The 24141-nt window shown below is 62.5% G+C and carries 28 protein-coding genes and 1 pseudogene; 19 read left to right on the top strand and 10 right to left on the bottom strand.

The genetic code is table 11. The features are described 5' to 3' along the window. Positions 1–178: 178 nt before the first annotated feature. The 6 genes from nadA to LC298_RS06145 all read left to right on the top strand — a co-directional run bounded on the left by nadA (position 179) and on the right by LC298_RS06145 (position 5685). Positions 179–1258 carry a quinolinate synthase NadA gene (gene nadA, locus LC298_RS06170; RefSeq protein ID WP_131568094.1) on the top strand — a complete coding sequence of 360 codons (1080 nt, stop codon included), beginning with the start codon at positions 179–181 and terminating at the stop codon, positions 1256–1258. Continuing rightward, a complete protein-coding gene (locus LC298_RS06165) occupies positions 1255–2805 on the top strand; it encodes an L-aspartate oxidase (protein ID WP_131568096.1) in 1551 nt (516 codons plus the stop codon). The genes nadA and LC298_RS06165 overlap by 4 nt, the downstream gene beginning before the upstream one ends. Positions 2806–2808: 3 nt before the next feature. Further along, entirely contained in the window at positions 2809–3684 is an 876-nt protein-coding gene (gene nadC / locus LC298_RS06160; protein WP_131568098.1) for a carboxylating nicotinate-nucleotide diphosphorylase, read from the top strand. An 11-nt stretch (positions 3685–3695) separates the two neighbouring features. Continuing rightward, a complete protein-coding gene (locus tag LC298_RS06155; protein ID WP_131568100.1) occupies positions 3696–4130 on the top strand; it encodes an acyl-CoA thioesterase in 435 nt (144 codons plus the stop codon). Between the two features lie 111 nt (positions 4131–4241). Then, a complete protein-coding gene (locus LC298_RS06150; RefSeq protein WP_131568102.1) occupies positions 4242–4625 on the top strand; it encodes a VirB3 family type IV secretion system protein in 384 nt (127 codons plus the stop codon). A gap of 118 nt (positions 4626–4743) precedes the next feature. After that, positions 4744–5685: a cation diffusion facilitator family transporter gene (locus tag LC298_RS06145; protein WP_131568104.1), complete on the top strand. Its 942-nt coding sequence runs from the start codon at positions 4744–4746 to the stop codon at positions 5683–5685. A 17-nt stretch (positions 5686–5702) separates the two neighbouring features. Here the strand turns inward: LC298_RS06145 and LC298_RS06140 are convergent, their stop codons facing one another. Then, complete coding sequence (locus LC298_RS06140; protein WP_131568106.1) at positions 5703–7031, bottom strand: APC family permease; 1329 nt, start codon at positions 7029–7031, stop codon at positions 5703–5705. A gap of 201 nt (positions 7032–7232) precedes the next feature. Between LC298_RS06140 and LC298_RS06135 the strand changes: the two genes are divergently transcribed. The 4 genes from LC298_RS06135 (at position 7233) to LC298_RS06120 (ending at position 10053) form a co-directional block, all read left to right on the top strand. Next, positions 7233–8414 (top strand): alkane 1-monooxygenase, encoded by a 1182-nt coding sequence (locus LC298_RS06135; protein ID WP_131568108.1) that lies wholly within the window; start codon positions 7233–7235, stop codon positions 8412–8414. Positions 8415–8550: 136 nt separating this feature from the next. Next, positions 8551–8985 carry a curlin gene (locus LC298_RS06130; RefSeq protein WP_131568110.1) on the top strand — a complete coding sequence of 145 codons (435 nt, stop codon included), beginning with the start codon at positions 8551–8553 and terminating at the stop codon, positions 8983–8985. A gap of 78 nt (positions 8986–9063) precedes the next feature. Further along, positions 9064–9459, top strand: coding sequence for a curli-like amyloid fiber formation chaperone CsgH (gene csgH, locus LC298_RS06125; RefSeq protein ID WP_131568112.1), 396 nt, complete (start codon positions 9064–9066; stop codon positions 9457–9459). Positions 9460–9648: 189 nt separating this feature from the next. Further along, positions 9649–10053 carry a curlin gene (locus tag LC298_RS06120; protein WP_131568114.1) on the top strand — a complete coding sequence of 135 codons (405 nt, stop codon included), beginning with the start codon at positions 9649–9651 and terminating at the stop codon, positions 10051–10053. Between the two features lie 25 nt (positions 10054–10078). On the opposite strand, the gene LC298_RS06115 is transcribed toward LC298_RS06120, so the two are convergent. From LC298_RS06115 to ygfZ, 3 genes are read right to left on the bottom strand one after another with little or no spacing between them, the layout of a single operon-like run. Continuing rightward, positions 10079–10603 (bottom strand): tyrosine phosphatase family protein, encoded by a 525-nt coding sequence (locus LC298_RS06115; RefSeq protein ID WP_131568116.1) that lies wholly within the window; start codon positions 10601–10603, stop codon positions 10079–10081. A 3-nt stretch (positions 10604–10606) separates the two neighbouring features. Then, positions 10607–11203, bottom strand: a complete 597-nt coding sequence (locus tag LC298_RS06110) for an HD domain-containing protein (RefSeq protein WP_131568805.1) — start codon at positions 11201–11203, stop codon at positions 10607–10609. Between the two features lie 44 nt (positions 11204–11247). Continuing rightward, complete coding sequence (gene ygfZ, locus LC298_RS06105; RefSeq protein WP_131568118.1) at positions 11248–12111, bottom strand: CAF17-like 4Fe-4S cluster assembly/insertion protein YgfZ; 864 nt, start codon at positions 12109–12111, stop codon at positions 11248–11250. An 82-nt stretch (positions 12112–12193) separates the two neighbouring features. On the opposite strand from ygfZ, the gene LC298_RS06100 reads away from it, so the two are divergent. Beyond that, a complete protein-coding gene (locus LC298_RS06100; RefSeq protein WP_131568120.1) occupies positions 12194–13525 on the top strand; it encodes a dihydroorotase in 1332 nt (443 codons plus the stop codon). Here LC298_RS06100 and LC298_RS06095 read toward each other — a convergent pair. The 4 genes from LC298_RS06095 to LC298_RS06080 form a co-directional block, all read right to left on the bottom strand. Continuing rightward, a complete protein-coding gene (locus LC298_RS06095; protein WP_131568122.1) occupies positions 13505–13933 on the bottom strand; it encodes a hypothetical protein in 429 nt (142 codons plus the stop codon). The genes LC298_RS06100 and LC298_RS06095 overlap by 21 nt on opposite strands. A gap of 89 nt (positions 13934–14022) precedes the next feature. Further along, complete coding sequence (locus tag LC298_RS06090) at positions 14023–14712, bottom strand: hypothetical protein (RefSeq protein WP_131568124.1); 690 nt, start codon at positions 14710–14712, stop codon at positions 14023–14025. Positions 14713–14890: 178 nt separating this feature from the next. Beyond that, entirely contained in the window at positions 14891–15148 is a 258-nt protein-coding gene (locus LC298_RS06085; protein ID WP_131568126.1) for a hypothetical protein, read from the bottom strand. 137 nt (positions 15149–15285) lie between these two features. Beyond that, positions 15286–15678: a TIGR02301 family protein gene (locus LC298_RS06080; protein WP_131568128.1), complete on the bottom strand. Its 393-nt coding sequence runs from the start codon at positions 15676–15678 to the stop codon at positions 15286–15288. A gap of 212 nt (positions 15679–15890) precedes the next feature. On the opposite strand from LC298_RS06080, the gene LC298_RS06075 reads away from it, so the two are divergent. Next, positions 15891–17084, top strand: coding sequence for a winged helix-turn-helix domain-containing protein (locus tag LC298_RS06075; protein ID WP_131568130.1), 1194 nt, complete (start codon positions 15891–15893; stop codon positions 17082–17084). A gap of 12 nt (positions 17085–17096) precedes the next feature. Here the strand turns inward: LC298_RS06075 and LC298_RS06070 are convergent, their stop codons facing one another. Together LC298_RS06070 and LC298_RS06065 are read right to left on the bottom strand one after the other, a co-directional pair. Further along, positions 17097–18068, bottom strand: coding sequence for a DUF3179 domain-containing protein (locus LC298_RS06070; RefSeq protein ID WP_131568132.1), 972 nt, complete (start codon positions 18066–18068; stop codon positions 17097–17099). Positions 18069–18168: 100 nt separating this feature from the next. Beyond that, complete coding sequence (locus LC298_RS06065; protein WP_131568134.1) at positions 18169–18600, bottom strand: NUDIX hydrolase; 432 nt, start codon at positions 18598–18600, stop codon at positions 18169–18171. Positions 18601–18745: 145 nt separating this feature from the next. Between LC298_RS06065 and LC298_RS06060 the strand changes: the two genes are divergently transcribed. From LC298_RS06060 to pip, 7 genes and pseudogenes are all read left to right on the top strand, one after another. Then, positions 18746–19522 (top strand): SOS response-associated peptidase, encoded by a 777-nt coding sequence (locus LC298_RS06060; RefSeq protein ID WP_131568136.1) that lies wholly within the window; start codon positions 18746–18748, stop codon positions 19520–19522. Between the two features lie 9 nt (positions 19523–19531). After that, complete coding sequence (locus LC298_RS06055; RefSeq protein WP_131568138.1) at positions 19532–20146, top strand: LysE/ArgO family amino acid transporter; 615 nt, start codon at positions 19532–19534, stop codon at positions 20144–20146. A gap of 61 nt (positions 20147–20207) precedes the next feature. After that, positions 20208–21713, top strand: a complete 1506-nt coding sequence (gene cysS, locus LC298_RS06050; RefSeq protein WP_131568807.1) for a cysteine--tRNA ligase — start codon at positions 20208–20210, stop codon at positions 21711–21713. A gap of 116 nt (positions 21714–21829) precedes the next feature. Then, a pseudogene (locus LC298_RS06045) lies at positions 21830–22213 on the top strand (endonuclease domain-containing protein); the annotation flags it as partial. Beyond that, positions 22210–22704, top strand: coding sequence for a GFA family protein (locus tag LC298_RS06040; RefSeq protein ID WP_131568140.1), 495 nt, complete (start codon positions 22210–22212; stop codon positions 22702–22704). The pseudogene LC298_RS06045 and the gene LC298_RS06040, both read left to right, overlap by 4 nt. Beyond that, positions 22691–23167, top strand: coding sequence for a GFA family protein (locus LC298_RS06035; protein WP_131568142.1), 477 nt, complete (start codon positions 22691–22693; stop codon positions 23165–23167). The genes LC298_RS06040 and LC298_RS06035 overlap by 14 nt, the downstream gene beginning before the upstream one ends. Beyond that, the gene (pip, locus tag LC298_RS06030) at positions 23164–24117 is read left to right on the top strand and encodes a prolyl aminopeptidase (protein WP_131568144.1); all 954 of its coding nucleotides are present in this window, start codon (positions 23164–23166) and stop codon (positions 24115–24117) included. Before LC298_RS06035 ends, pip begins: the two co-directional genes overlap by 4 nt. The last annotated feature ends 24 nt before the right edge of the window (positions 24118–24141 follow it).

Here is a 24141-nt window from a genome sequence, read left to right as displayed (position 1 = left end):
TAGCCAGATTGCAGATAATGAAAAGCGCCCCCGGCTTGCCCCGCGAAAAACCAAAACCCAGCAAATCGTCGATTCGTTCCATCGGGATTGAAAGACGCTTTCACTATCTGCCAAAAGGAGGCAGGTCGACGCCGGGCAAGCTGGCATCGGCACGAACAGGCAAACGAGGATCACGGTAATGACTCAGTCTGGCGGACAAGTTCACGCGGGGCAAAAGGCTGGCGCACCGACGGCGGCCGAGCGTTTTGGCGTCGTCCAGCGGCCGCCCCTGGAGTGGACACCTGAGATCGCGGCCGAAACCGCGCAGCTTTACGAGCGCGTGCGCCATCACATCCCGGAGATCGAGTGGCCGGTTTACGCGCCCTACATTGCGGCGATCAACCGGCTGAAGAAGGAACGCAACGCGGTCATCCTGGCGCACAACTACCAGACGCCGGACATCTTCCACTGTGTTGCCGACATTGTTGGCGACTCGCTGCAGCTTGCCAAGGAAGCGACCAAGGTCGACGCCGAGATCATCATCCAGTGCGGCGTGCATTTCATGGCCGAGACATCGAAGCTGCTCAATCCGGAGAAGACCATCCTCATTCCGGACATGAAGGCCGGATGTTCGCTGTCGGAATCGATCACCGGCGCGGACGTGCGGCTGTTGCGAGAGCGCTATCCCGGAGTTCCCGTGGTGACCTACGTGAACACCTCGGCGGACGTGAAGGCGGAAACCGACATCTGCTGCACCTCGTCGAATGCCGTGCAGGTGGTCGAATCCTTCGGGGCCGATACGGTGCTGTGCATTCCCGACGAATATCTGGCGATGAACGTCGCCGCGCAGACCGATGTAAAGATCCTCACCTGGAAGGGCCATTGCGAGGTGCATGAGCGGTTCACGGCAGAGGAACTGCTCGCCTACAAGGAAGCCGACCCGGAGATCGAGATCATCGCGCATCCGGAATGTCCGCGCGAGGTGGTCGAGATCGCTGACTATGCCGGCTCAACGTCGGGAATGATCAACTATGTGCGCGACCGCAGGCCGCCCAAGGTGCTCCTGGTCACCGAATGCTCGATGGCCTCGAACATCGAAAGCGAGGTGCCGGGCGTGCAATTCGTCAAGCCGTGCAATTTGTGCCCGCACATGAAGCGCATCACGCTTCCGAAGATCCTCGATTCATTGTGCGAGATGAAGGAGGAGGTGCTTGTCGATCCCGCGATTGCCGACCGCGCCCGGCTGGCCGTCGAGCGGATGGTGAACTTGAAGCATTGACCAACCCCATACTCATCATTGGCGGCGGGCTGGCCGGTCTCTTCTGCGCGTTGAAGCTTGCCCCGAAGGCGGTGACGGTGATCGCCGCGGCGCCGATCGGGCAGGGTGCATCGTCTGCGTGGGCGCAGGCCGGCATCGCCGCGGCGGTCGGCGAGGGCGACACGATCGGCAAGCATGTCGCCGATACCATCATCGCCGGTGACGGCATCGTCGACGAGGCGGTGGCCCGTCTGATGGCGGCGGAAGCATCGGACAGGGTGCACGATCTGCTCGAATTCGGCGTGCCCTTCGACCGCGATCTGGAGGGCCGGCTGCAGGTGAGCCGCGAGGCCGCGCATTCGGAAAGCCGGATCGTGCGGGTACGCGGCGACATGGCTGGTCGGGCAATCATGCAGGCGCTGGTGGATGCGGTGCGCAAGACGCCCTCGATCCGCGTGCTCGAAGGTCATGTCGCCGAGCAACTGATCGTCGAAAACGGCCGGGTGACGGGTGTTCGCGCGCGCAACCATGCAGCGGGCGGCGATGCCATGATTGCGATCCGGGGCTCCGGCGTGGTCATCGCCGCGGGCGGGATCGGCCATCTTTACGAGGTGACGACGAACCCGGCGGAGGCGCGCGGCGGCGGCATCGGCATGGCGGCGCGCGCGGGCGCACGGATGGCCGACATGGAGTTCGTGCAGTTTCATCCGACCGCGATCGACGTCGGCAAGGACCCCGCGCCGCTGGCGACCGAAGCGCTGCGCGGCCATGGCGCGACGCTGGTCAACACCGCCGGGGAAAGGTTCATGGTGCCGCTGCATCCTGATGCCGAGCTCGCGCCGCGCGATGTCGTGGCGCGCGGGATATTCGCCGAGGTGCAGGTGGGACGCGGCGCGTTTCTGGATTGCACCGAGGCCGTGGGAACGGCGTTTCCGGACGAATTTCCCACCGTGTATGGCTATTGCAGGGATGCGGGCATCGATCCCGTGTCCGAACCGATCCCGGTGATCCCGGCGGCGCACTACTTCATGGGCGGCATCTGGACCGACCAGCACGGAAGGACATCGCTGCCCGGACTGTGGGCCTGCGGCGAGGTGACGTCGACCGGTGCGCATGGCGCAAACCGGCTGGCGTCGAATTCGCTGCTGGAGGCGGTGGTGTTTTCGGCCCGCGTGGCTGAAGCGTTGCGCGATGACGCCGCCGATGCGCCGGTCGGGTGGCAGGAAGGTTCGATCGGGAGCGCCGACCTCGAAGCCCCGGACGACAGTGCGCAAATGAAGCGGCTGCGCGGGACGATGAGCGCCAACCTTGGCGTGCTGCGAAATGCCGGCGGAATGCGCGAAGCGCTGCGCACGATCCTCGAACTCGAGGAGGGGGCGGAGACCGAACGCTTTCGCAATGTGCTGGTGACGGCGAAGCTGATCGCCGTTTCGGCGCTCAACCGGGAGGAAAGCCGCGGCGGCCATTTCCGCACCGATTTCCCCGAACCGGACGACGCCTGGAAGCGGCGCACGCTCGTGACGCTCGATCAGGCCGAAGCCGTCATTCCCGATTTCGTGGAGGCGTGAAGAATGACACCAGCAAGGCTGCCCGAATTGCCGCTGCTCATGGTCGAGGATGCCGTTCGCGCGGCGCTGCTGGAGGATCTCGGCAGGGCCGGGGACATTACCACCAACGCAACGATCGGCCCGGATGCCACAGCCTCGGCGGTGCTTTCGGTTCGGGAGGCGGGTGTCATCGCCGGGCTGCCGCTCGCCGCGAGCGCCTTCCGGTTGCTCGATCCGTCACTGCGATTCGAGGCACAGGTCGCCGACGGCGCGCATGTAGGGGCCGGGACCCTGATCGTCGAGGTTTCGGGCAATGCGCGCGCCATCCTGTCGGCGGAGCGTGTCGCCCTGAACTACCTGATGCATATGAGCGGGATTGCCAGCTACACCGCGCGCTTCGCGTCGGAAATCGCCCACACGAATGCTAGGGTGACGTGCACGCGCAAGACCATTCCCGGGCATCGCGCCTTCGAGAAATACGCGGTTCGTTGCGGCGGCGGCTCCAACCACCGGTACGGTCTCGACGATGCGATCCTGATCAAGGACAATCACATCGCGGTTTCCGGAGGGGTCGCCAAGGCAATCGAGGCGGCGCGTGCATATGTCGGTCATCTCGTGAATTTGGAAGTCGAGGTCGACACGCTCGACCAGATGCGCGAGGCGCTGACGGCCGCACCCGACGCCATCCTGCTCGACAACATGACGAATGACGAACTCCGAGAGGCGGTCGCGATCAACGCGAGCGACAATGAAGGGCGCGTCAAGCTGGAAGCATCCGGCAATGTCGCGCTTGATACCATACGCGCGATCGCCGAAACCGGCGTGGACTACATCTCCACCTCGAAGATCACCATGGCCGCCCCGACGCTCGATATCGGGCTGGATATCCGGATGCAGTAGGGGAGGAAGAGATGCCGTTGACGGAGACCTTGAGAAAGGCGGTCGATCCTTCGGAATGCGACATTCTCGGGCACATGAATGTCGCCCGCTATTTTGCCGCCTGCAGCGACGCCGTGTTTTCGCTCCAGACCGATCTGGGGCTGGGGCTGAGCGAGATCGTCGGCGGGCGGCGTCTCTCTTTCGCGGTGGTCCGCGCCGAGAGCGACTTCAAATCGGAAGTCATGGCCGGTGAGGTGATCGTGATGAGATCCGGCATCGAGAAGATCGGCAACAAGTCGATGACATTCCGGCACCAGCTCTACCGCATGGAGCCGAACATCGTGGCGTTCGAGGCGATTTTTCGCTGCGTTCTTCTCGATCTTGAAGCACGCCGGGCGACCGTCATACCGGACGATATACGGCTCAAGGCGACGCCTTATCTGACCGGCCCGGAGCCCGGCGCCTGAAGCAGCCGATCACAAATGCGTGCGCCGCCCGCTTAAGAGGCGGAACCGATTGCCCCCTCACGCTTTAGCCTACATTATACGAAAGTAGCGGTCTGTGCGCTGAGGCCACCCATGGAAAAGACCCGGCAACTGGCGATGCTCTGCGTGGGGCGAGCCGTATTCTTCGGCGGCCTCGCAATCAGCCTTGTCATGATCTCGTTTGCGTTCGATTTCGCCCTGGCATTGCAGGCCGGCGCCATATTGACGCTCGTGATGGCGGCCATTCTTCTGTGGTTCGCCTTCACCGCCGAACGGCGGGAACCGAAACGCACCGAAGTCTGGATGCTCCTGGCGGAAAACGAGCGGCCCCGCAACGACCACGCCAAGCGCGCCTTTCGCACGATGATGCAAGAAGTGCACACGCATTACGCCCGCAACGCCTTCGTTTTCTCGGTGTCGTTCTTTGCGATGTCGACGCTCCTGCAGGTGACAGGCGTGGAATGGGGCCTGGGATGAGCTGCGGCGATCAGCCGGGTTGCCATATTTCCGTTCTCCACCCATGTGATGTCCACGATCTGACCGGTTAAACCTGCAGCCCGCCCGGCTGAGTTCGCCGGAAAACAGGGAGCGCGCCGTGGGGCACAATCATAATCACGTCGATCCGGACGCCGGCGACGCCCGCGTTTTCTGGGCGGTGATCGTCAATCTCGGACTGACGGTCGCCCAAGTCATCGGGGGAATCCTGTCCGGAAGCCTGGCGCTGATTGCCGACGCCATCCACAATTTGTCCGACGCCTTGTCGCTGATCATTGCGTTTTTTGCTAGGAAGATCGCCCGGCGGCCCGCCGATGCGGCAATGACCTTCGGCTACGCCCGCGCAGAAATCGTCGCGGCGCTCGTCAATTACACCACGCTGATCGTGATCGGCCTGTATCTCGTCTACGAGGCGATTTTCCGCTTTTTCGACCCGCAAAGCGTCGATGGCTGGCTGGTCGTGGTAATCGCGTCGATCGCGCTGGTCGTCGACGCTGCGACGGCGGCGTTGACCTACACTCTTTCCAAGCAGAGCATGAATATCCGTGCCGCCTTTCTGCACAACGTCGCCGATGCGCTGGGCTCGATCGCCGTGATTTTCGCCGGCACGCTGATTTTGCTCTATGACTGGCGCCTCATCGATCCCCTCGTGACGCTGCTCATCGCCGGCTACATACTTTGGCAGTCGTTCAAGGAGATCGGTCCAGTGATCCGCATTCTCATGCTCGGCAGTCCGCCCGACATCAACACCAGACAGGTAATCGCCGCCATGGGTGCAATCGATGGGATCAACGCCGTCCACCACGTCCATCTATGGCAGATGCAGGAACATGAAAATGCGCTGGACGCGCATCTGGTCATCGAAGCGGGGAAATGGGGCGAGGCTGACGCCATCAAGGACGTCGTGAAGGCCGCTCTGCGCGACAAGTTCGCGATCGCGCACTCCACCCTACAACTCGAATGCAGCCGCCATGCCTGCAATCATCCGGAGATTATCGGGCACCAAGCGGGCGCGAGGCCGAGCCACAAACCCGGCCACTAGAGCGGCGCTGGCGTCGGCTACATCGAGTGCTCCGGCGCTTCGTCTGCCTGTTCCCTCCGGCTGCGGAGGAAGAAGTGTTCGAAGCCGAAGACCAACGCGATTCCGCCAAAACCGACCCAGATGATAAGGGGATCGGCGGTTGCCTTGATCACGACGAACGCGCCTAGCACGATCACGTCGAGAACGATGGCGCTAACGAGAATCGCGGGGTTCGCACCGATCTCCTTTCTCAGGTGTTTGAACACTCCCCAGTGAATAGCGATATCCATGACGAGATAGAAAATAGCGCCTAGCGAAGCGATGCGGGTCAAGTCGAAGAAAGCGGCAAGAAGCGCGGCCGCGACGACCGTGTAAACCAAAGTGTGCTTCTGGATCGTGCCGGGCATGCCGAAGTGCCGGTGCGGGATGATTTCCATGTCGGTCAGCATGGCGAGCATTCGCGAGACGGCGAAGATGCTTGCGATAAGGCCGGATGCCGTTGCGATAATGGCAATGGCGATGGTGAACCACGCGCCGTATCGGCCAAAAGCGGGACGGGCCGCTTCGGCAAGTGAGTAATTCTTCGCGGCTATGATTTCCGGTACGCTGAGATTGGAACCGACGGCGAATGCCACAAGAAGATAAATCACAAGACAGATAGCAAGTGAAATGATGATTGCACGACCGACATTCCTGTGCGGATTCTTGAGTTCACCGCCGCTGTTCGTGATGGTCGTAAACCCCTTGTAGGCGAGGATCGCCAGCGCCACGGCAGCGAGAAATCCGCCGGCTGAGGTGCTATTGCCCACGTCGCCCGATGCAGCTTCGAAGGAAAACCCTGCCGCCCAAAGCGTGGCGATCGCGAAAATCGCTATGCCGCCGATCTTCAGAAGCGCCGTCACTTGCGAAAGCGGGCCGATGACCTTGTTGCCGGCGATGTTGACGAGAAAGGCGAAAACGATGAGGCCGACCGCCAGGATAGAGACGAGGACTCCGTTCTCCTGGTTGTCGAAAAGTTGAAGTGTATAGGATCCGAAGGTGCGCGCCACGAGGCTTTCGTTGATGATCATGGAAAACGCCATCAACAGGGCGGAAGCTCCGGTCATCGTGCCGCGGCCATAGGCTTTTTGCAGGTACATCGCGATTCCGCCTGCCGACGGATACGCGTTCGACATCTTGATATAGGAGTGGGCACTGAACCCGCTGATGATGGCGGCAAGGAGAAATGCGAGCGGGAACAAGGCGCCAGCGAATTCGGCAACCTGCCCAGTCAGCGCGAATATGCCCGCGCCGATCATCACCCCCGTTCCCATCGCCACCGCTCCGGCAAGGGAGAGACTGTCCTTTTTGTATAGCTGCTGGTTCATCTTTTCTCCTGCCATTTTCCGGCCTGTAGCCGCGTTTCCACCGCTGGCGCAGTCTCCCACACCGTTGGTGAAACGGGTATACCGTGCGGCTGTTCCGCCAGGACGGCTGCCAGGATCGCGGCAAAGAGGGTTTTTGCCGATCGGGCGCGGCTTTGACTCGCGCCACATTCGGCGGATAGTCATGAGACGGGAGGATGACCGATGATCTTTGTCGCGACGACGCGCGACGGCGACGAGATTCGCTACCGGGACACGAAGCGCTATCTCTGGTGGCTCTCGGTGGCCGCGCCAGCCGTACTCGGAGTGTCAGCGATTCTGCTCTGGCAGACCGGCGCCCTATTCTGGGCCGCCTTTCCGTTGCTGTTCTTTTTCGTCGCCGTTCCGGTCCTCGATATGCTTTTTGGTGAGGACGCCAACAACCCGCCCGAAGAGGTCGTCGAGGATCTGTCAGGCGATTCCTATTACCGTGTTCTGCTGTTCTGTTCCATTCCGGTGCTCTGGTTCAGTTTCGTGACATCGGCAGTTGTGGCCGCGACGATGGAATTGCCGGTCTTGGCCTATGTGGCGCTGGCGCTGGCGGCCGGCAGCACCTCTGGCGGCGGGTTAACAGTCGGCCATGAACTCGGCCACAAGACGAACGCGCTCGATCAGTGGGGCGCGAAACTCGCCTGCGCGCTGACCGGCTACAGCCATTTCTGCATCGAGCACAATCGAGGCCATCACTCTCAGGTGGCTACGCCCGAGGACCCGGCCTCGGCTCGGCTTGGAGAAAGCGTCTACCGTTTCGCCCTGCGCGAAATTCCCGGAGCAGCTAGGCGCGGTTGGGCGCTTGAGCGGACCCGGCTTGAGAGAAAGGGGCTCTCGTTCTGGCATTGGAAGAACAATCTTCTGCAAGGCTACGCGGTCGCGCTCGCCGTTGCCGCGATACTGATAGCCTTCCTCGGATGGGCGGTGGTTCCGTTCCTCGTCATTCACCACGTTTTCGGCTGGCTGCAACTGACGCAGGCAAACTATGTCGAACACTACGGACTGAAGCGCGAGAGGAGGCCAAACGGACGCTACGAGCCGTGCCAGCCGCGCCACTCCTGGAACACCAATCATATTGTCTCGAACCTGATGCTGTTTCACCTGCAGCGGCACTCCGACCATCACGCAAACCCGATGCGTCCCTATCAGGCATTGCGCGACTTTGAGGAGTTGCCGAGGCTGCCGAGCGGTTATCCGGGCTGCTTCGTTCTCGCCGCGATCCCACCACTCTGGCGGGCGGTCATGGACCCGAAGGTCTTGCGCTGGGCAGATGGCGATCTGTCGAGGACGAACGTGGCCCCGGGGCACGAAGCGCTCTACGCAACGAGATTCGCGAGCACGCCCGCCGGCAGCTAAGTTCCGGCCTTGCACTCCTCTCCACCATGAACGATTGCTGAATGCAGGCTTCAGACTGCGTTCGGGATGGCGTCACTAACCTTCGGGTGGTCAAGCAGCGGTCCAGCGGATCGCACCATCGAGAGGAGTGACCAAAATGCCCCGCAAGTTCTTCCTGACAACTGTTGTTGCAGCCGTGCTCGGCGCGTCCGCGATCCCGGCGAGCGCCAATGAAGTCAACATCCGTCAATACGGCTACGCTCATTCCGCCGGCGGAACCCAGACCGGAATTCACAATCGCATCGGCGTCTATCAGAGCGGCAGATATAACAAGATGATCAGTCGGCAGACCGGCCAGCGCAATCTTGCCGTGGTCGGCCAGGACGGCCGCCGGAACTTTGCCGAAACCCGGCAGTACGGAAGCCGCAATACCGCCGGCGTCGGCCAGTTCGGAGCCAGGCACACCACGATCCTGACGCAGGACGGCAACGGCAACATCGCCGCCGGCGTCCAGGTCGGTCATGGTTGCAAGGCCGATGTCAATCAGTCCGGCCAGGGCAATGTCACGGCCTTCGTTCAGGATTGCTTCTGAGCAACGCCCGAACCGTCGCGGCCGGAGGCGGCCAAGCTTCCGCGCCGCGTGTTCAAACGCAACCGAGGAGAATGATCGATGACCAGACACAGACAACTCATGTCCGGCATGGCGGTCGCCGCCATCGGTTTGACCGCAGCCGGCGCGGCCGTCTCAACTGGATCGGCGCATTCAGGAGTTGAGCCGGTCCGCTGTGAAATCCAGGCTTCCACACGCGCCGGAATGACCAGCCTGACCGGCATGGTCAAAGCCGACGCGGTCCATACGGGCATTTATCGCTTCGATGTCAAAAGCTCCGGTCGCTCCGGCAGCAGCAACATCTCGCAGAGCGGCGAGTTCGAAGCCGGGCCGGGCGAGGACGCGGAGGTCGGCAATGTCATGCTCTCCAGTCCCGGGGCGATCTTTGACGCCCGCCTTGAGTTGGAGGTGCGCGGGAAGACAATCGTTTGTGATAAGCGTTTCGGTGCGATCTGACCGATTGACATGACCAACGGATGCCCCGGCGAAAACGCCGGGGTTTTTTATTGGAACGGATGATGTCGGGTCCGGCCCATGAATGGCAACTGAACGGAAAATTCCGGGACCGTTCAGCACCCTCGCGACAATCTGGATCTGTCAGCGGGACGGACCCGCCGCAACAGAAAGTCGATGGAGGAGATGACCATGACCCCGAAATCATTCAAAGGCGCAGCAGCTGGGCTGATCGCAACGACCGCATTGATCGCTCCAGCTTCCGCCGGAGGCTCCTTTTCTGTCGAGATTGTACCGACAAGCCGTGAGTCGGCCTCGGCGATCCGTACCGGGCTCGATCTCTACTCCTATTACAACAAATCCCGCCGCGGGGCGGTCGTTCGCCAATATGGCTCGGACAACAGCGCAGGGATCGCGCAGCGTGGCTCACGCAATTACGGGGTCGTTCATCAGGAGGGTACCGGTCATTCCGGGACATTGCGCCAGTACGGAAGCGACAACGCCTACGGGCTATTCCAATTTGGCCGGAACACCCGATCCGACGTAGCCCAGAGCGGTAACCGGCAGAGCGGCCTCACGTTCCAGTGGGGCTGGTGAGGCCGGGCTTCTGGCCGGCGCCGGCTCAGATCTCGTCGCGCGTCAGCGGAAGTTTGAAGGGCTCGCCTTCGAAGGCATCCGCACCGCGTCCGATTTCGCGGATGGCGTCGACCATCCGGCCGCCGCGGCCTAGAACCGCATCGGCGATCTCGATCAGTTTCGGATTGGGCGTTGCCGAAGGCGCGCGCCAGCGCAAATCCTGCGCCAGTTCGTACTCGTCCAGTTCGGGATTGAGCGCCAGCGCGCTCATATAGGCCGATGCCGTGGAGCGCGAGATGCCGGCAAAGCAGTGGATGATCATCGGTGCTTCGCGGTCCCAGCCATGGGCGAAGTCCAGAATGGCGCGCACATGTTCCTCACCCGGCAGCGTCATGCCTTCCATGGCGACAGCGATGTCGTTGAAGCCGAGGAAAAGGTGATGCTCTTCGGCGATTTCGCGCGGGCGCGTTACCGGAGTGCCGGCGTTGATGACCGTCAGCATCCGCCGGGCGCCGGACGACGTTGCCGCGTCCTGAATGCACGATAGCGGGCAAACGAGGATATAGGGCATTGGTCAGGCCTTTCTTCGCGCAGGCGCGCCCTGGCTCCTGAAGGCGGTCTCCACATCCGCGAAACGGTCAAGATACAACCGTTGTATGTCGGAGACGGGGCGCGGTGTCAGATCGAGACCATCGGGTGAAAATCCGCGCGGCCGACCGAAATAGGTAACGGCCTCCTTTTCGGAAAATCCGGCAAGTACGGTCGCCTCGTAGAAGGCGGAAATCTGGTCGGCGCGCTTGATTTGGCCCCGGATCGTCCGGCCCGGATGCGGCGGCAGGCCGAAGCGGATGTGGATGGCCGCCTCGAGCCGCGTCTCAACCGCCTTGTAGTTGCCGCCGAGCACCTTCTTGAATGGCGAGATCATGTCGCCGATGACGTATTCGGGCGCATCGTGCAGCAGCGTCGCCAGCCGCAGCATGGGCGAGCAATCCGGCACAATACGTCCGACGATGTACTCCACCGCGAGCGAATGCTGCGCCACTGAGTAGGCATGTTTGCCGGAAGTTTGCCCGTTCCAGCGGGCGACGCGCGCCAGTCCGTGAGCGATGTCGGAGATCTCGATGTCGAGTGGGGAGGGATCAAGCAGATCGAGCCGCCGTCCTGAAAGCATGCGCTGCCATGCCCGCGCCGGTGCGCCTTCGCGATCGGCCACCGTCAGTCGTCCGCCGCGGCAGTATCGTTCGGCCAGTCGTAGCTCACGCCTCGCGGCAAGGTGAGTTCAACAGGCGTGTCGCCAGCGACGATCGGCATTCCCTTCTCGCGCGCGTCACGCGCCCGGTCGAGCCGGACAATGGCGAGCGCGCGTTCGCCGGCGACGGTTCCCAGCGTTCCGACCGGTTTCCCGCCTGTCTCGATGGCCGTCCCCGGAGCCGGCAGCGGCTCCGCTGACTCGACGATCACGATGCGGCGGCGGGCGGTGCCGCGATGCTGCATCCGAGAGACGACTTCCTGTCCGACATAACAACCCTTGCGGAAATCCACGCCGTCATTCTGATCGAGCGAGATGTCATGCGGAAAAGCTTCTCCAAGCGCGAAATCGGGGCCGCTTTCGGCGACGCCATGGGAGACGCGAAGCGCGTTCCAGGCGTCGGCCTTGTCGTTCCTGCCGGAAATGGCATCGCCGTAATGGCGCGTCACGCCGATTTCCTCAACGAAGCGCGAATCGCGCACGGCGCGCGCCGCCGCGATGTCGCTTGAATCATTTTCCCAGGAAATCGCCACAAGAGATTCCTCCGACTCACCAATTTCGACTTTTGCCCGCAGTTTGTAGAGGGTCAGACGGCGGATGAAATCGGCGGCCACATCGGACCGGATGTCGATCATGAAAGCGTCGGCGCCAACTCGGAAAATCAGGAAATCGAACAGCACCTTGCCTTGCGGTGCGAGCAACGCGCCAGCGCGCGCCACGCCTTCCTGAAGCGAACCGAGGTCGCAGGTCACCAGATTCTGCAGGAAATGCTCGGCGTCCTCGCCCTCAATGAGGATGACACTGCGTCCGGTGGGGAGGTGAACAGGCATGGGGTCGGTCACTTTGCGCGCTTGCTTTAGGGCAGTTGGGTACGTAATCCCGGAGCGGCGGCGCGGCAAGGGATCACCGGCAATGAGCAAGACATTCGACCTGGTTTTGAAAGGCGGCGAAGTCGTCAATCACGACGGCCGGGGCGTGCGGGATATCGGCGTCCGCCAGGGGCAGGTCGCTGCGATCGGATCGTTCGATGCCTCTCAAGCCGGAGAAACCATCGATTGCACCGGCCTGCACGTCCTGCCGGGGGTGATCGATAGCCAAGTGCATTTCCGCGAGCCCGGCCTGGAACACAAGGAAGATCTTGAGACCGGGTCGCGCGCGGCGGTGCTAGGCGGGGTTACGTCCGTATTCGAAATGCCCAACACCAATCCGCTGACCACAAGCGAGGAGATGCTTGTGGACAAGGTGCGGCGCGCAAGGCATCGTATGCATTGCGATTTCGCGTTCTGGGTCGGCGGCACGCGCGAAAATGCCGATATTGCCGGAGAACTGGAGCGGCTTCCCGGTGCCGCGGGCATCAAGGTGTTCATGGGATCGTCGACCGGCAGCCTCCTGGTCGAGGACGACGGGGGAGTTGCGGCGATCCTGCGCAACACGCGCCGCCGGGCCGCCTTTCATTCCGAGGACGAGTTCCGGCTGCGCAAGCGGGCCGGCCTGCGCGTCGAGGGCGATCCGACGTCGCATCCGGTCTGGCGCGACGAAACGGCGGCGCTGCAATGCACCGAGCGTCTGGTGCGTATCGCCCGGGAGACCCGGGCGCGCATTCATGTGCTGCACATTTCGACTGCCGAGGAGATCGATTTTCTAGCCGGACACAAGGATGTCGCGACGGCGGAGGCGACGCCGCATCATCTGACTTTGACCGCGGACGATTACGCGGAGCTCGGCACATTGATCCAGATGAACCCGCCGGTGCGCGATGGCAGGCATCGGGACGGCATCTGGCGCGGTATCGGGCAGGGCGTCATCGATGTGCTCGGCTCCGACCACGCACCGCATACGCTGGAGGAGAAGGCGAAGGCCTATCCGGCAAGTCCGTCCGGGATGACCGGCGTGCAGACGCTGGTTCCGATCATGCTCGATCACGTCAATGCCGGCCGGCTGACGCTGGAGCGCTTCGTGGACTTGTCATCGCACGGCCCGAACCGCCTGTTCGGCATCGCCCGCAAGGGCCGCATCGCGGCTGGATACGATGCCGATTTCACCATCGTCGACATGAAGCGCCGTGAGACGATCAGCAACGCGCAGCAGGGGTCGAAGGCCGGTTGGACGCCCTATGACGGCAGGCAAGTTACCGGCTGGCCCGTCGGCGCCATGATTCGCGGCGAACGGGTGATGTGGGAAGGCGAAATCACGGCGCCGTCGCAGGGCGAGCCGGTATTGTTTTCAGAGGCTCTGCCGGGGTGACGTCCGGCGGCGCAGCTCGTCGGCCAGCGATCTCAGGCGCCGGTGCGCCTCGGCGGTGAGGCCGCCGCGCGCGTGGTCCTCGCGCAACACCGTTTCGATATCGCCCAGCATTTTTTCCAGACACACCGCCTGGCCGCCGTTCTGGTGGTGTCCGAACAGGTCGATCCACCGGTCGCTGGCGTGACCTGCATCCATCAACCGGTCGAACGCGCCATGCGGGTTGCGTCCGCCCAGGAAGAAGCCGAACGCGGCGGCGGCGAGCGAGACCGGACTTAGCAGAAGGTCGCGCATGCCGTCCGTAAACAGCTTTATCTGGAAGATGACGAGGCGGCGGACCAGCGCACCACGCGATGAACTCTCCGTGTCAGCGGGGGCTTTCCGCTCCGCGATCATGTTGCCGGTTTCCATCAGCCTCTCCCGATTGCGTCCGTACCGGATATCGTAACGGAAGGCATGATTTCCAAGGGTGGGCCGCGAAGCGCTCCAGGGTCCTGACCCTAGTCTCCGGCAACGAAGAACCGCCAGCGCCCGTCGGGCGAAATGCCGACCCGGTAGAAGATGTAAGCGCCGAACGCGCGCATGTCCTCGTAATCGCCCGACGTGACGAGCTTGAAAAGTTCCACCCGCTGCTTCGGCGTGAGTTCGTCAAGGGACGTTGCGACGAAGTACGGCCATACGAAGATCTCGTTCGGTGTTCCGGGATCGTAGATCGCGTAGCCCGCTTCGAGAACTTCGAGGAGGATGGCAAGGATTTCGTGACCCTTCGTGTCGCCGGACAAGTCGCGGATGTAGGCGATCGGATCGCCTTCATAGCCACCGAGGGACAATTGCGTCATATCTGCGCCGCTGCCGATCAGCGGCCGCAGCGCCTCGAAGTCGGCGTCGCGCGCCGCCTGCATGATCATCTCCCGCATGCGTTGCACGGGGGGCGGCAGATCCTCGACATCTCCCCCGATGACAGGCTCCCCGCCCTGTGGCAGCCCGCCGTCCTGCTCAACGCCATCTTGCCCCGGGATCGCGAGCGGATTTTCGGGGTCCATCCCGGGCTTGGCGCGGAATGGCTCGGGTAGAGGGATGGCATCGGAAGGAGGCGGACCGACGATGCTCTCGCGGTCGGACGGGGTGTTGCCGGGAATGGGAGTTTCGAGCGGCGGCAGATCCTCACGCCGGATTTCGCCGTCCGGCAAAACTTCTGAATGCCCTTCCGCCCAAGCCGATGAAGCGCCTGCTCCTGATGCAGACAGGATCGCCAAGAGGAAAAAAAGTGTAAGGGGCCCGGGCCCTGAGCGAAAACGTTGCGGCGAATTTACGAACCGAAGGGCGCGCCCCATTATCCGTCCCCGCCAGCCCGAACGGCCGGTCGATCTACTGGAGTGATCTGTTGGGCGTGAACTCGCCGGTGAGGATACGGTCCCGCAGCGTTTCGACCAGCGCAAGGGCGGCCTCCTCGCCAAGTTCCCGGATCGTTTCCTCAAGCGCCGTAGCGATGGCCGCATCGGCGAGGATGTCCGCGTCGATGCCTTCCATCGTGCCGTCGGCCCACGCATCGCTGTGAACCTCAAGCGCCGCGTCACGCTTCTCGCGCGCGATGATCTCGTCCATTTCGCTGATCGTTACATCCATTTCGCAAACCATACGCTACCAATTTGGCACACACACTTCACTGCCTGTTAACATATCAGCAGTGCATTGCGAAACAAAAGCGCCAAAGCGCGTAAACGTTAACACTTGGATAATCTCATGAGCGCCGGAGAGGCTGCTCACTCCCCGTAGCGGCTGTTGATTTCGCGGGTGAGTTCGAGGCCCTCGCGCATGTAGCGCTCCACTGCGTCCAGCGCTTGCCGGGTGCACTTCGTGTAGACGCTATCGAAGGTGCGGTAGCCGCGATTGAAGCTCGCGACGAGACGAGCCCGGCGCAGCGGTTCGGGATTCTCGACGACAAGCAATTCTTCCATACGCTCGCGCCAACTGTTGGATTCCTCGCCGCAGACATTGCGCAGATAGTGGACCGAGCCGAGCACCTCTGCCAGGCGCAGGAGATTCTCGTCGTAGGGGACCACCGCCGACGGACCGGCTTGCGCGCGGGCGGCGTGCGGAGCGCCGAACGCCAGCGCCACGATCAACAGACAATACGGTAATTTTCCAAATCTCACCGAGGGCGAACTCCAAGGGGCGGCAGCGCGCAACAGCACACGACTAATCGACGCTCTAGCCAATTTTTCGGCGCGCGGCTACCGCGCTTGCGGTGAATTCGTGCGCTTGGCCGGCCAGTCACGTTCGTCGCTGTTCTTTATTTGTCCCGTTTTTCGGGATAGGCATGAACATGACTCGCAGATGATTTGAAGCGGAACCCGTCTTTCAAGAAATGTTCGCCACACACGCGCCCCTGAAGATCAGCAATCGCGATGCCCGCAGGCTCTGGCTCGATGCGCAGGGCCTGGCGGGAACCCCCGTCGGGCCGCTCGACGTGATGTCGATCATCCGCAAGCTCGGCTACGTTCAACTCGACACGATTCGCGTCGTCTCCCGTGCACACCATCATATCCTGTGGAGCCGCAATCAGCATTACCGCGAGCCGATGCTCAACCGGCTGCTGGCCCATGAGCGCAGCCTGTTCGAACATTATACGCACGATGCCTCCGTTCTCCCGATTGAATTTTATTCGATGTGGCGGCGGCAATTCCGGCGGCTCAAGGAACGCATAGACCGCTCGAATTACTACAGTTCCATGCTCGACGCGGCCGGCCGCCAGGCCATCCGGAAGCGTATCGAGGCGGAAGGCCCCTTGTCGACAAACGCCTTCGAGACCAAGGTCGCCGGGGAAAGGCGGATGTGGTCGAGACCGCCGCACAAGCTGGCGCTCGATTACATGTGGTACGCGGGCGAACTCGCTACCTCTCATCGCAATAATTTCAAGAAGTTCTACGATCTTTCAGAGCGCGTCATTCCGGCTGACGTCCGCGATCTCGAGCACTCCGATGAGGCACAGGTCGACTGGCTTTGCCGCGGCGCGCTGGACCGCCTGGCTTTCGGGACGCCGGGCGAGGTGCAGAGGTTTTGGGACGCCACGGACGCGGGGGAGGTCAGGAGGTGGTCCGACGGCAGTAAACGGTCGCTCGTGCCGGTCGAAATCCAGGCCGCTGACGGCTCCTGGAGCAGGGCGCTTGCGCCGGACGATATCGAGCTTCGCATTTCCGAGCCGCCGGAGCCTGGATCGCGGCTGCGCATCGTCAACCCGTTCGACCCGATCGTGCGCGACCGCGCGCGGCTGATGCGGCTCTTCGGTTTCGACTTCAGGATCGAAATTTTCGTTCCCGCCGCCAAACGGAGGTGGGGCTATTACGTCTTTCCGCTGCTGGAAGGCGATCGCTTCGTCGGCCGGATCGAGGCCAGGGCGGACCGCGCCGGGGGCGTACTGAATGTCGTCAGTCTCTGGCCGGAGCCGGGCGTGCGATGGACAGCGCGGCGGGCGGCCAAGCTGGAGGCCGAGCTTGCCCGGTTCGCACGCTTCGTCTCGCTGTCAGACGTACGTTGGCATTGCCTTCCGAACGGAGACTAGCGTTCTTTGGCACTAGTCCTTGCGGATGGCGACATCAGGATAGAAGGCGTGGGCGACGAAGGCAAACGTCACGTCATAGGGGACGTCCCTGCCACCCTTCTGGACGGTGATCGTGCCGACTTCACGGCCCTTGGCAATCTGTGACGTGTCGAGTGCGGAACGTTGCCCCGGCGCCCATTCAACCTGATAGTCGCCCTCCCGCAGCCCATTGTCTTCGCGGACCTTGTTAAGCGTCACGATCAGCGGCTCTTCGCCGTCGCGGCGCACGACCACGACCCGCTCCATCGGTTCGATGTCGGGCGGTAATTGTCCGTCGTAGAGGAAGGGACGTGCGGTGTCGTAACCGGCATAGGGATTGCGGCCATAATCCCGCAGCCGCGGGTTGTTCGGCACCAGCACCTTTCCGTCCGGATTCTCCGCCTTGAATTCCGACCACGATTGCAGCCGCGAGGGCAGAAGTTTCAGGAATGTGCCCGCATAACTTCCGGCGATCGCATCGCCTGAGAACTGCTGCCACCAGCTATCGGTTGTGCGGTCATACATGATCAGGTTGGAATCCTTGAGCTTTCCGGTCGTGCCAAACTCCAGAACCTCGCCTTCCACGCGGCGGTCGAACGTCAGCGACGAATTGCAGAGCGGACAGTAGGTGACGGCGACGGGCACGCCGCCGACGGTATCGTTGACGATCTCGTGCCAAGTGACGATGCGAATCGGATAGGCGCGGGCGTCGCCATTGATCTTCAGTCCGATCACCGCTTCGTTTTCGTCGAGGGATGTCTCCTCGCCGATCGGGATGAATTTTGGATCGTCGATCGAGGGAATTCCGTCACGCGGCGGGCCGCCCGAGAGAACCCGGTCGAGATCGACGGTCGATTTCGTGAAATCGGTCCGCCATCCCTCCGATTTCCACCGGAGCGGTTCTGAATTGGCGATTTGGGTTGCCGCCAGAGCGAGGGCGGTCGCGAGGGCAAGGAGCGATTTCATGGACGCCTCCCGGTGATTTGGGTGCATTCCGCCATTGAGTAGCGCGAGGTGACGGCCGCGCCCAATAAATCCCGCTCACAATCGCTTGAAGCCCGTGCGTTCAGGTGTCGTCGGCGATCTCGCGGGCCAGGGCGAGCGTGGTCGCAGTGATCGGCAGGCCGCTCATCGCCCCGACGTCGAACCACGACGCCTCTGCAGCATCGTCTCCCGCGACCGGTTCGCCGGAGGCGTCGGCGCGATGGACGGCGAGAACGAAGTGGTGCGCCGGATCGTCGCCGGAACCATCGGCCATCAGTTCGAGAAATCTGTGGAAACGGGTGTTGCGCAGGCAAAGGCCGGTTTCCTCGTGAAATTCGCGCTGTGCGGCTTCCAGAAGCGTCTCGCCGAACCCGACCTTGCCGCCGGGAAAGGCCCACAGCCCTTGCGCGGGTGGCAAGCCGCGTCTGACCAGCAGAAAAAGTCCTGTGGCGGGGTCTCGCGCAACTACCGATACCGCGATAGATGGACGAGGGGATGTCTCAGTCAAATGCATTCGGAGAGGCGCTGGTTGCGGAGTTCCATGCTTATCGGCATGAGAGGGATGGTTACAGGGGAATTGCCGACATGAAAGCGAAAATACGGTCCACGACAGGGGTTGGGAGGGTTTCCGTGCTTTAAGCGGCGCGGAAGAGTGCGGCATGTGCGGACGGTTTTCCCTGCTTCGAACGCCCGAGGAGATCGCGGCCTATTTCGCGCTGGAAGGGGTCGAGGCGTTTCCGCCACGCTACAATATAGCGCCAACGCAGCCAATCCTGACGCTTGCGGCGGCGCCACCGCGCGAACCGGGCTCGAACCGTCCCGACCGTGAGGCAGTTCTGGCGCGGTGGGGCTTTCTTCCCGCGTGGGTGAAGGATCCGAAGGACTTTCCGCTATTGATTAACGCGCGCAGCGAAACCGCCGCAGAAAAGGCGTCGTTCCGCGCCGCGATGCGCCATCGGCGCATCTTGATACCGGCATCCGGCTTCTACGAATGGCGGCGCGACAAGGCGACGAAACAATCGCAAGCCTACTGGGTGCGGCCGGTCGATGGCGGCATTGTCGCCTTCGCAGGACTGGGCGAGACTTGGGCCGGGCCGGACGGAAGCGAAATCGACACGGCAGCCATTCTGACGACCGGGGCGACGGGCGAGTTCGGCGCAATCCACGACCGGATGCCCGTCGTCGTCCCGCCGGAGGAATTCGCGCGCTGGCTGGACTGCCGCACGCAGGAGCCGCGGCACGTCGCCGATCTCCTGACCGCGCCGCCGGAAGACTATTTCGAGGCGATTCCGGTCTCCGACAAGGTCAACAAAGTGGCCAATGCGACGCCGGACATCCAGCAGCGGGTGGAGCCGAAAGAGTTTCCTACCGAGAAAAAGCCGGATAGAGGGCAGGACGGCGCTGCATCCGGCGGCGCCCAGATGAAACTTCTCTAGGTTGTCTCCATGCCGTTCTCACCGGTCTTCTCCGCCGGCCTCTCCGGTTTTTTTCTTGGCGCGTCGCTGATCATCGCGATCGGCGCGCAGAACGCCTTCATCCTGCGCCAGGGGTTGCTGCGCGAGCACGTTTTCATCCTTTGCCTCATTTGCGCGCTCTCGGACGCGCTGTTGATCGCGCTCGGCGTCGCCGGTTTCGGCTCGCTCATCGCCACCAGCGAGACGGCGATCCGGCTGGTCACGTGGGCGGGCGCGGCGTTCCTGACCGTGTACGGCCTGATCGCCTTGCGCCGGGCCTGGAGGCCGCATGCCTTGCGGGCGGAGAAGGACGGGCACACGCCACTCGCGACGGCGGTCGCAATCTGCCTGTCGTTCACCTTCCTCAATCCGCATGTCTATCTCGATACGGTCGTCCTGCTCGGCGGAATATCGGCAGGCTTTGAGGGACAGGCGCGCCTTGCGTTCGGCACGGGTGCGGTGCTGGCGTCCTTCGTGTGGTTCTATGCCCTCGGATACGGCGCGCGATTGCTGCAGCCGGTGTTCGCCAAGCCGCGCGCGTGGCAGGTGCTCGATCTGCTGATCGCATTCGTGATGTTCGCGCTGGCGGTCAGCCTCGTCGCCTGACGGGTTGCCTTTGGGCCACGCCCTTGCGATGGAAAGCCGCGATTTCAACGAGACGACACTGATGACCGACGCGCCGAAACTGACGCTTTACAACACGCTGACAAGGACGAAGGAGCCGTTCGCGCCTATCGATCCGGAAAACGTGCGGATGTATGTGTGCGGGCCGACAGTCTACGATTACGCCCATATCGGCAATGCGCGACCTGCGATCGTCTTCGACGTGCTGTTCAGGCTGCTGCGCCATCTCTATGGCGAGGATCACGTAACCTATGTCCGCAACATCACCGACGTGGACGATAAGATCAACGCACGGGCGCTGCGCGATCATCCGGACCTGCCGCTGAACGAGGCGATCCGCGCCGTCACCGAGAAGACGCTGAACCAGTATCAGGAGGACGTTGCCGCGCTTGGCTGCCTGAAGCCGACATTTCAGCCGCGCGCTACAGAACACATCGACGGCATGATCGCGATGATCGAGACGCTGATCGCCAGCGGCAACGCCTATGTGGCAACCGGCAGCGAGGGCAGGGAGGTACTGTTCGACGTGACCTCGATGCCGTCCTACGGGAAACTGTCGAACCGCAAGCTGGACGAACAACAGGCCGGCGCGCGTATAGCGGTGGAGGCGCACAAGAAGAACCCGGCAGACTTTGTGCTGTGGAAGGAATCCTCCGAGAAGGAGCCCGGCTGGCCGGCGACGTTCGACGGAACGCCGATCTACGGCCGCCCCGGCTGGCACCTCGAATGCTCGGTGATGAGCGACAAATTGCTTTGGGAGAACCTGCAGGAGGCTGGGAAGCTCTCCGAAGCCGGATTGGCGCGGCCTCACATGTTCGACATTCACGGCGGCGGGCTGGACCTGATCTTCCCGCACCACGAAAACGAGATCGCCCAGTCGGTCTGCGCCCACGGCACCGACAAGATGGCGAATGTCTGGATGCACAACGGCTTCCTGCAGGTGGAAGGCAAGAAGATGTCGAAGTCGGAGGGCAACTTCTTCACCATCCACGAACTGATGCACACCGAAAAATTCGGCGGCCGCAAATGGCCGGGCGAAGTGCTGCGGCTGGCCATGCTGATGACGCATTACCGCGAGCCGATCGATTTCAGCGTCAAGCGGCTGGAGGAAGCGGAGCGGATTTACCACCGCTGGGCCGACCTGGCTTTAGGCACCAACACTGCAGGTTATAGTCCCATGCTCCCTGAAGGGTCTCCGCTTGTAGACGACCTAAACACTCCACTGTTCATCAACCAGTTGCAGGGATTGTACAAAGAAGCGAATGCCGGTGATGGAGATGCTCAAATTGCGTTTCGTTTGGGGATGAATTTACTCGGTTTTGATGAAATCGAGTATGCGGCAAAGGCCTTACTTGGCATTGGCGTGAGCGATGAATTGCGGTCGGAAATCGGGATAAAGGTTGATGAACGCCTCGCCCTCATCCGCGACAAGAACTGGGCCGAGGCTGACCAAATCCGCGACGAACTTCTGGCGCAGGGCATCCAGTTGAAGGATGGCAAGGACCCCGAGACCGGCGAGCGCGTCACCACCTGGGAAGTGAAAAGGTGAAGGGCCGGACCTCTCCCTCCCTCTTGAGGGGAGGGTGGACAGCCGCGCAAGCGGCTGAACGGGTGGGGTTGTCTGATGCCGCGCACCCGGGGCACGGCTGAAACACGAAGGCGCGGGCGCTTCGACAGAACATGACGAAATCGGAGGTCGCTCTCTGGTACGAACTGCGCGACCTGCGTGAAATGGGATTAAAGTTCAGACGGCGAGCGCCAATCCGGCCATATATCGTCGATTTCGTTTGCCTGGCCCATAAACTGGCCGTCGAGGTCGACGGCGATAGCCATGAAAGCGAAAGCCGTAAACGCCACGATGCAAATCGCGATGAATATCTGCGATCCAAGGGGTATCGTGTCGTCCGTGTGGATTCGCCGGACGTGACGGCGAACGCATGGCAGGTGGCGCAGGGGATCGCATCGATGATCGAGCATGAATGCAACAACCCCACCCGTCCGCTGGGCGGACACCCTCCCCTCAGGGGGGAGGGAAAGGACGGCGCATGACCAAACGTCCCATCACCGGCGGGTGCCAGTGTGGCGCGGTGCGCTATCGCATCGAGCAGGAACTCACCAACCCCCATCTGTGCCATTGCCGCATGTGCCAGAAGGCGGCGGGAAACTATTTCATGCCGCTCGCCGGCGCGCGCCGGGAAGACATCGTCATCACCCGCGGCGAACCCGGCTGGTTCCATTCGTCCGACATCGTCCGGCGGGGCTTCTGCCGCGATTGCGGCACGCCCCTGTTCTTCGACGATGTCACCCGCGACGGAATGGCCGTGACGCTTGGCAGCCTCGACGATCCCTCGCGCTACAAGCCGGTTTCGGAGGATTCAGTGGAATCGCGGGTCTCTTTCGTCGCCGAATGGGCCGGCGCGCGCCAGAAGGTGACCGAGGACGATTTTTCCGCCCACGAGATCAAGGCGATCCGGGACAGCAACCACCAGCATCCCGACCGCGACACCGATGTCTGGCCGATGGAGGATGATAGTGGCTGAGAAAATCACCGGAGGATGCCAGTGCGGCGCAGTGCGCTATCGCTGCGAGTCCTTCGGCCGCGCGTCTATCTGCCACTGCCGCATGTGCCAGAAAGCGTTCGGAGGCTTCTACGGACCGCTGGTTACCGCGTTCGGGCTGAAATGGATGCGTGGCGAACCGCAGTTCTTCGCCAGTTCCAACAAGGTCCGGCGCGGCTTCTGCGGCCAGTGCGGCACGCCGCTCACCTATGACTGGGGCGGGCCGGTCGAGGTATCCATCGGCTCGCTCGACGATCCGGAACTGGCGCCGCCCGTGATACAGGTAATGCCGGCCGACAAGCTTTCCTTTGTCGATGGCCTGCATGCGCTGCCGGTTCGCCGTGCCGGTGACTTCGACGGCGGAGAGGAGTTCGTCGCCGGTCTTGAAAATCGCCAGCACCCGGATCGCGACACCGATGTCTGGCCGCCGGAGCGCGGCGAATGAGCGAGCTTCGCACGCTCTATCCCGAAATCGAACCATATGAGACCGGGTTCCTCGATGTGGGCGACGGGCATAGCATCTCCTGGGAACGCGCCGGAACGCCGGGCGCGAAACCGGCGGTGTTCCTGCATGGCGGGCCGGGCGGCGGAATTTCGTCGAACCACCGGCGGTTGTTCGATCCGGAGCTTTACGATGTCCTGCTGTTCGACCAGCGCGGATGCGGGAAATCGACGCCGCACGCATCGCTGGACGCCAACACGACCTGGCATCTCGTTGCCGATATCGAGCGGCTGCGCGAGATGGCCGGCGTGGAGAAATGGCTTGTACATGGCGGTTCGTGGGGTTCGACGCTGGCGCTCGCCTATGCCGAGAGGCATCCGGAGCGCGTCAGCGAACTTGTTTTGCGCGGGGTCTACACGCTGACCAAGCCCGAACTCGACTGGTTCTACCAGTTCGGAGTGTCGGAGATGTTCCCGGACCGGTGGGCCGAGTTCGCCGCGCCGATACCCGAAGACGAGCGCCACGACATGATGGCCGCCTATCACCGGCGTCTTACCAGCGCCGACCGCACCACCCGCATAGAGGCCGCAAAGGCCTGGAGTCTGTTCGAGGGCAGCGTGATCACGCTTCTGCCCGAACCGGAGATGGATTTCGATTTCGGCGAAGATGAATTCGCGGAAGCCTTCGCCCGGATCGAAAACCACTTTTTCATGAATGGCGGCTGGCTCGATGAAGGCCAGCTTCTTCGCGACGCGCACAAACTGCACGACATTCCCGGCGTGATCGTTCATGGCCGGTACGACATGCCCTGTCCGGCGAAATACGCCTGGGCATTGCACCAGGCGTGGCCGGAAGCCGAATTTCATCTGATCGAGGGTGCCGGCCACGCCTATTCGGAGCCCGGCATCCTTGACCGGCTGATCCGCGCGACCGATAAGTTCGCCGGAAAATAAGAGGCCGCCAAGAGGCGGCGACGG

The organism is Oricola cellulosilytica, assembly GCF_019966575.1.
Classification (GTDB): Bacteria; Pseudomonadota; Alphaproteobacteria; order Rhizobiales; family Rhizobiaceae; genus Oricola; species Oricola cellulosilytica.
This window is presented reverse-complemented; position numbering and strand designations above follow the sequence as displayed.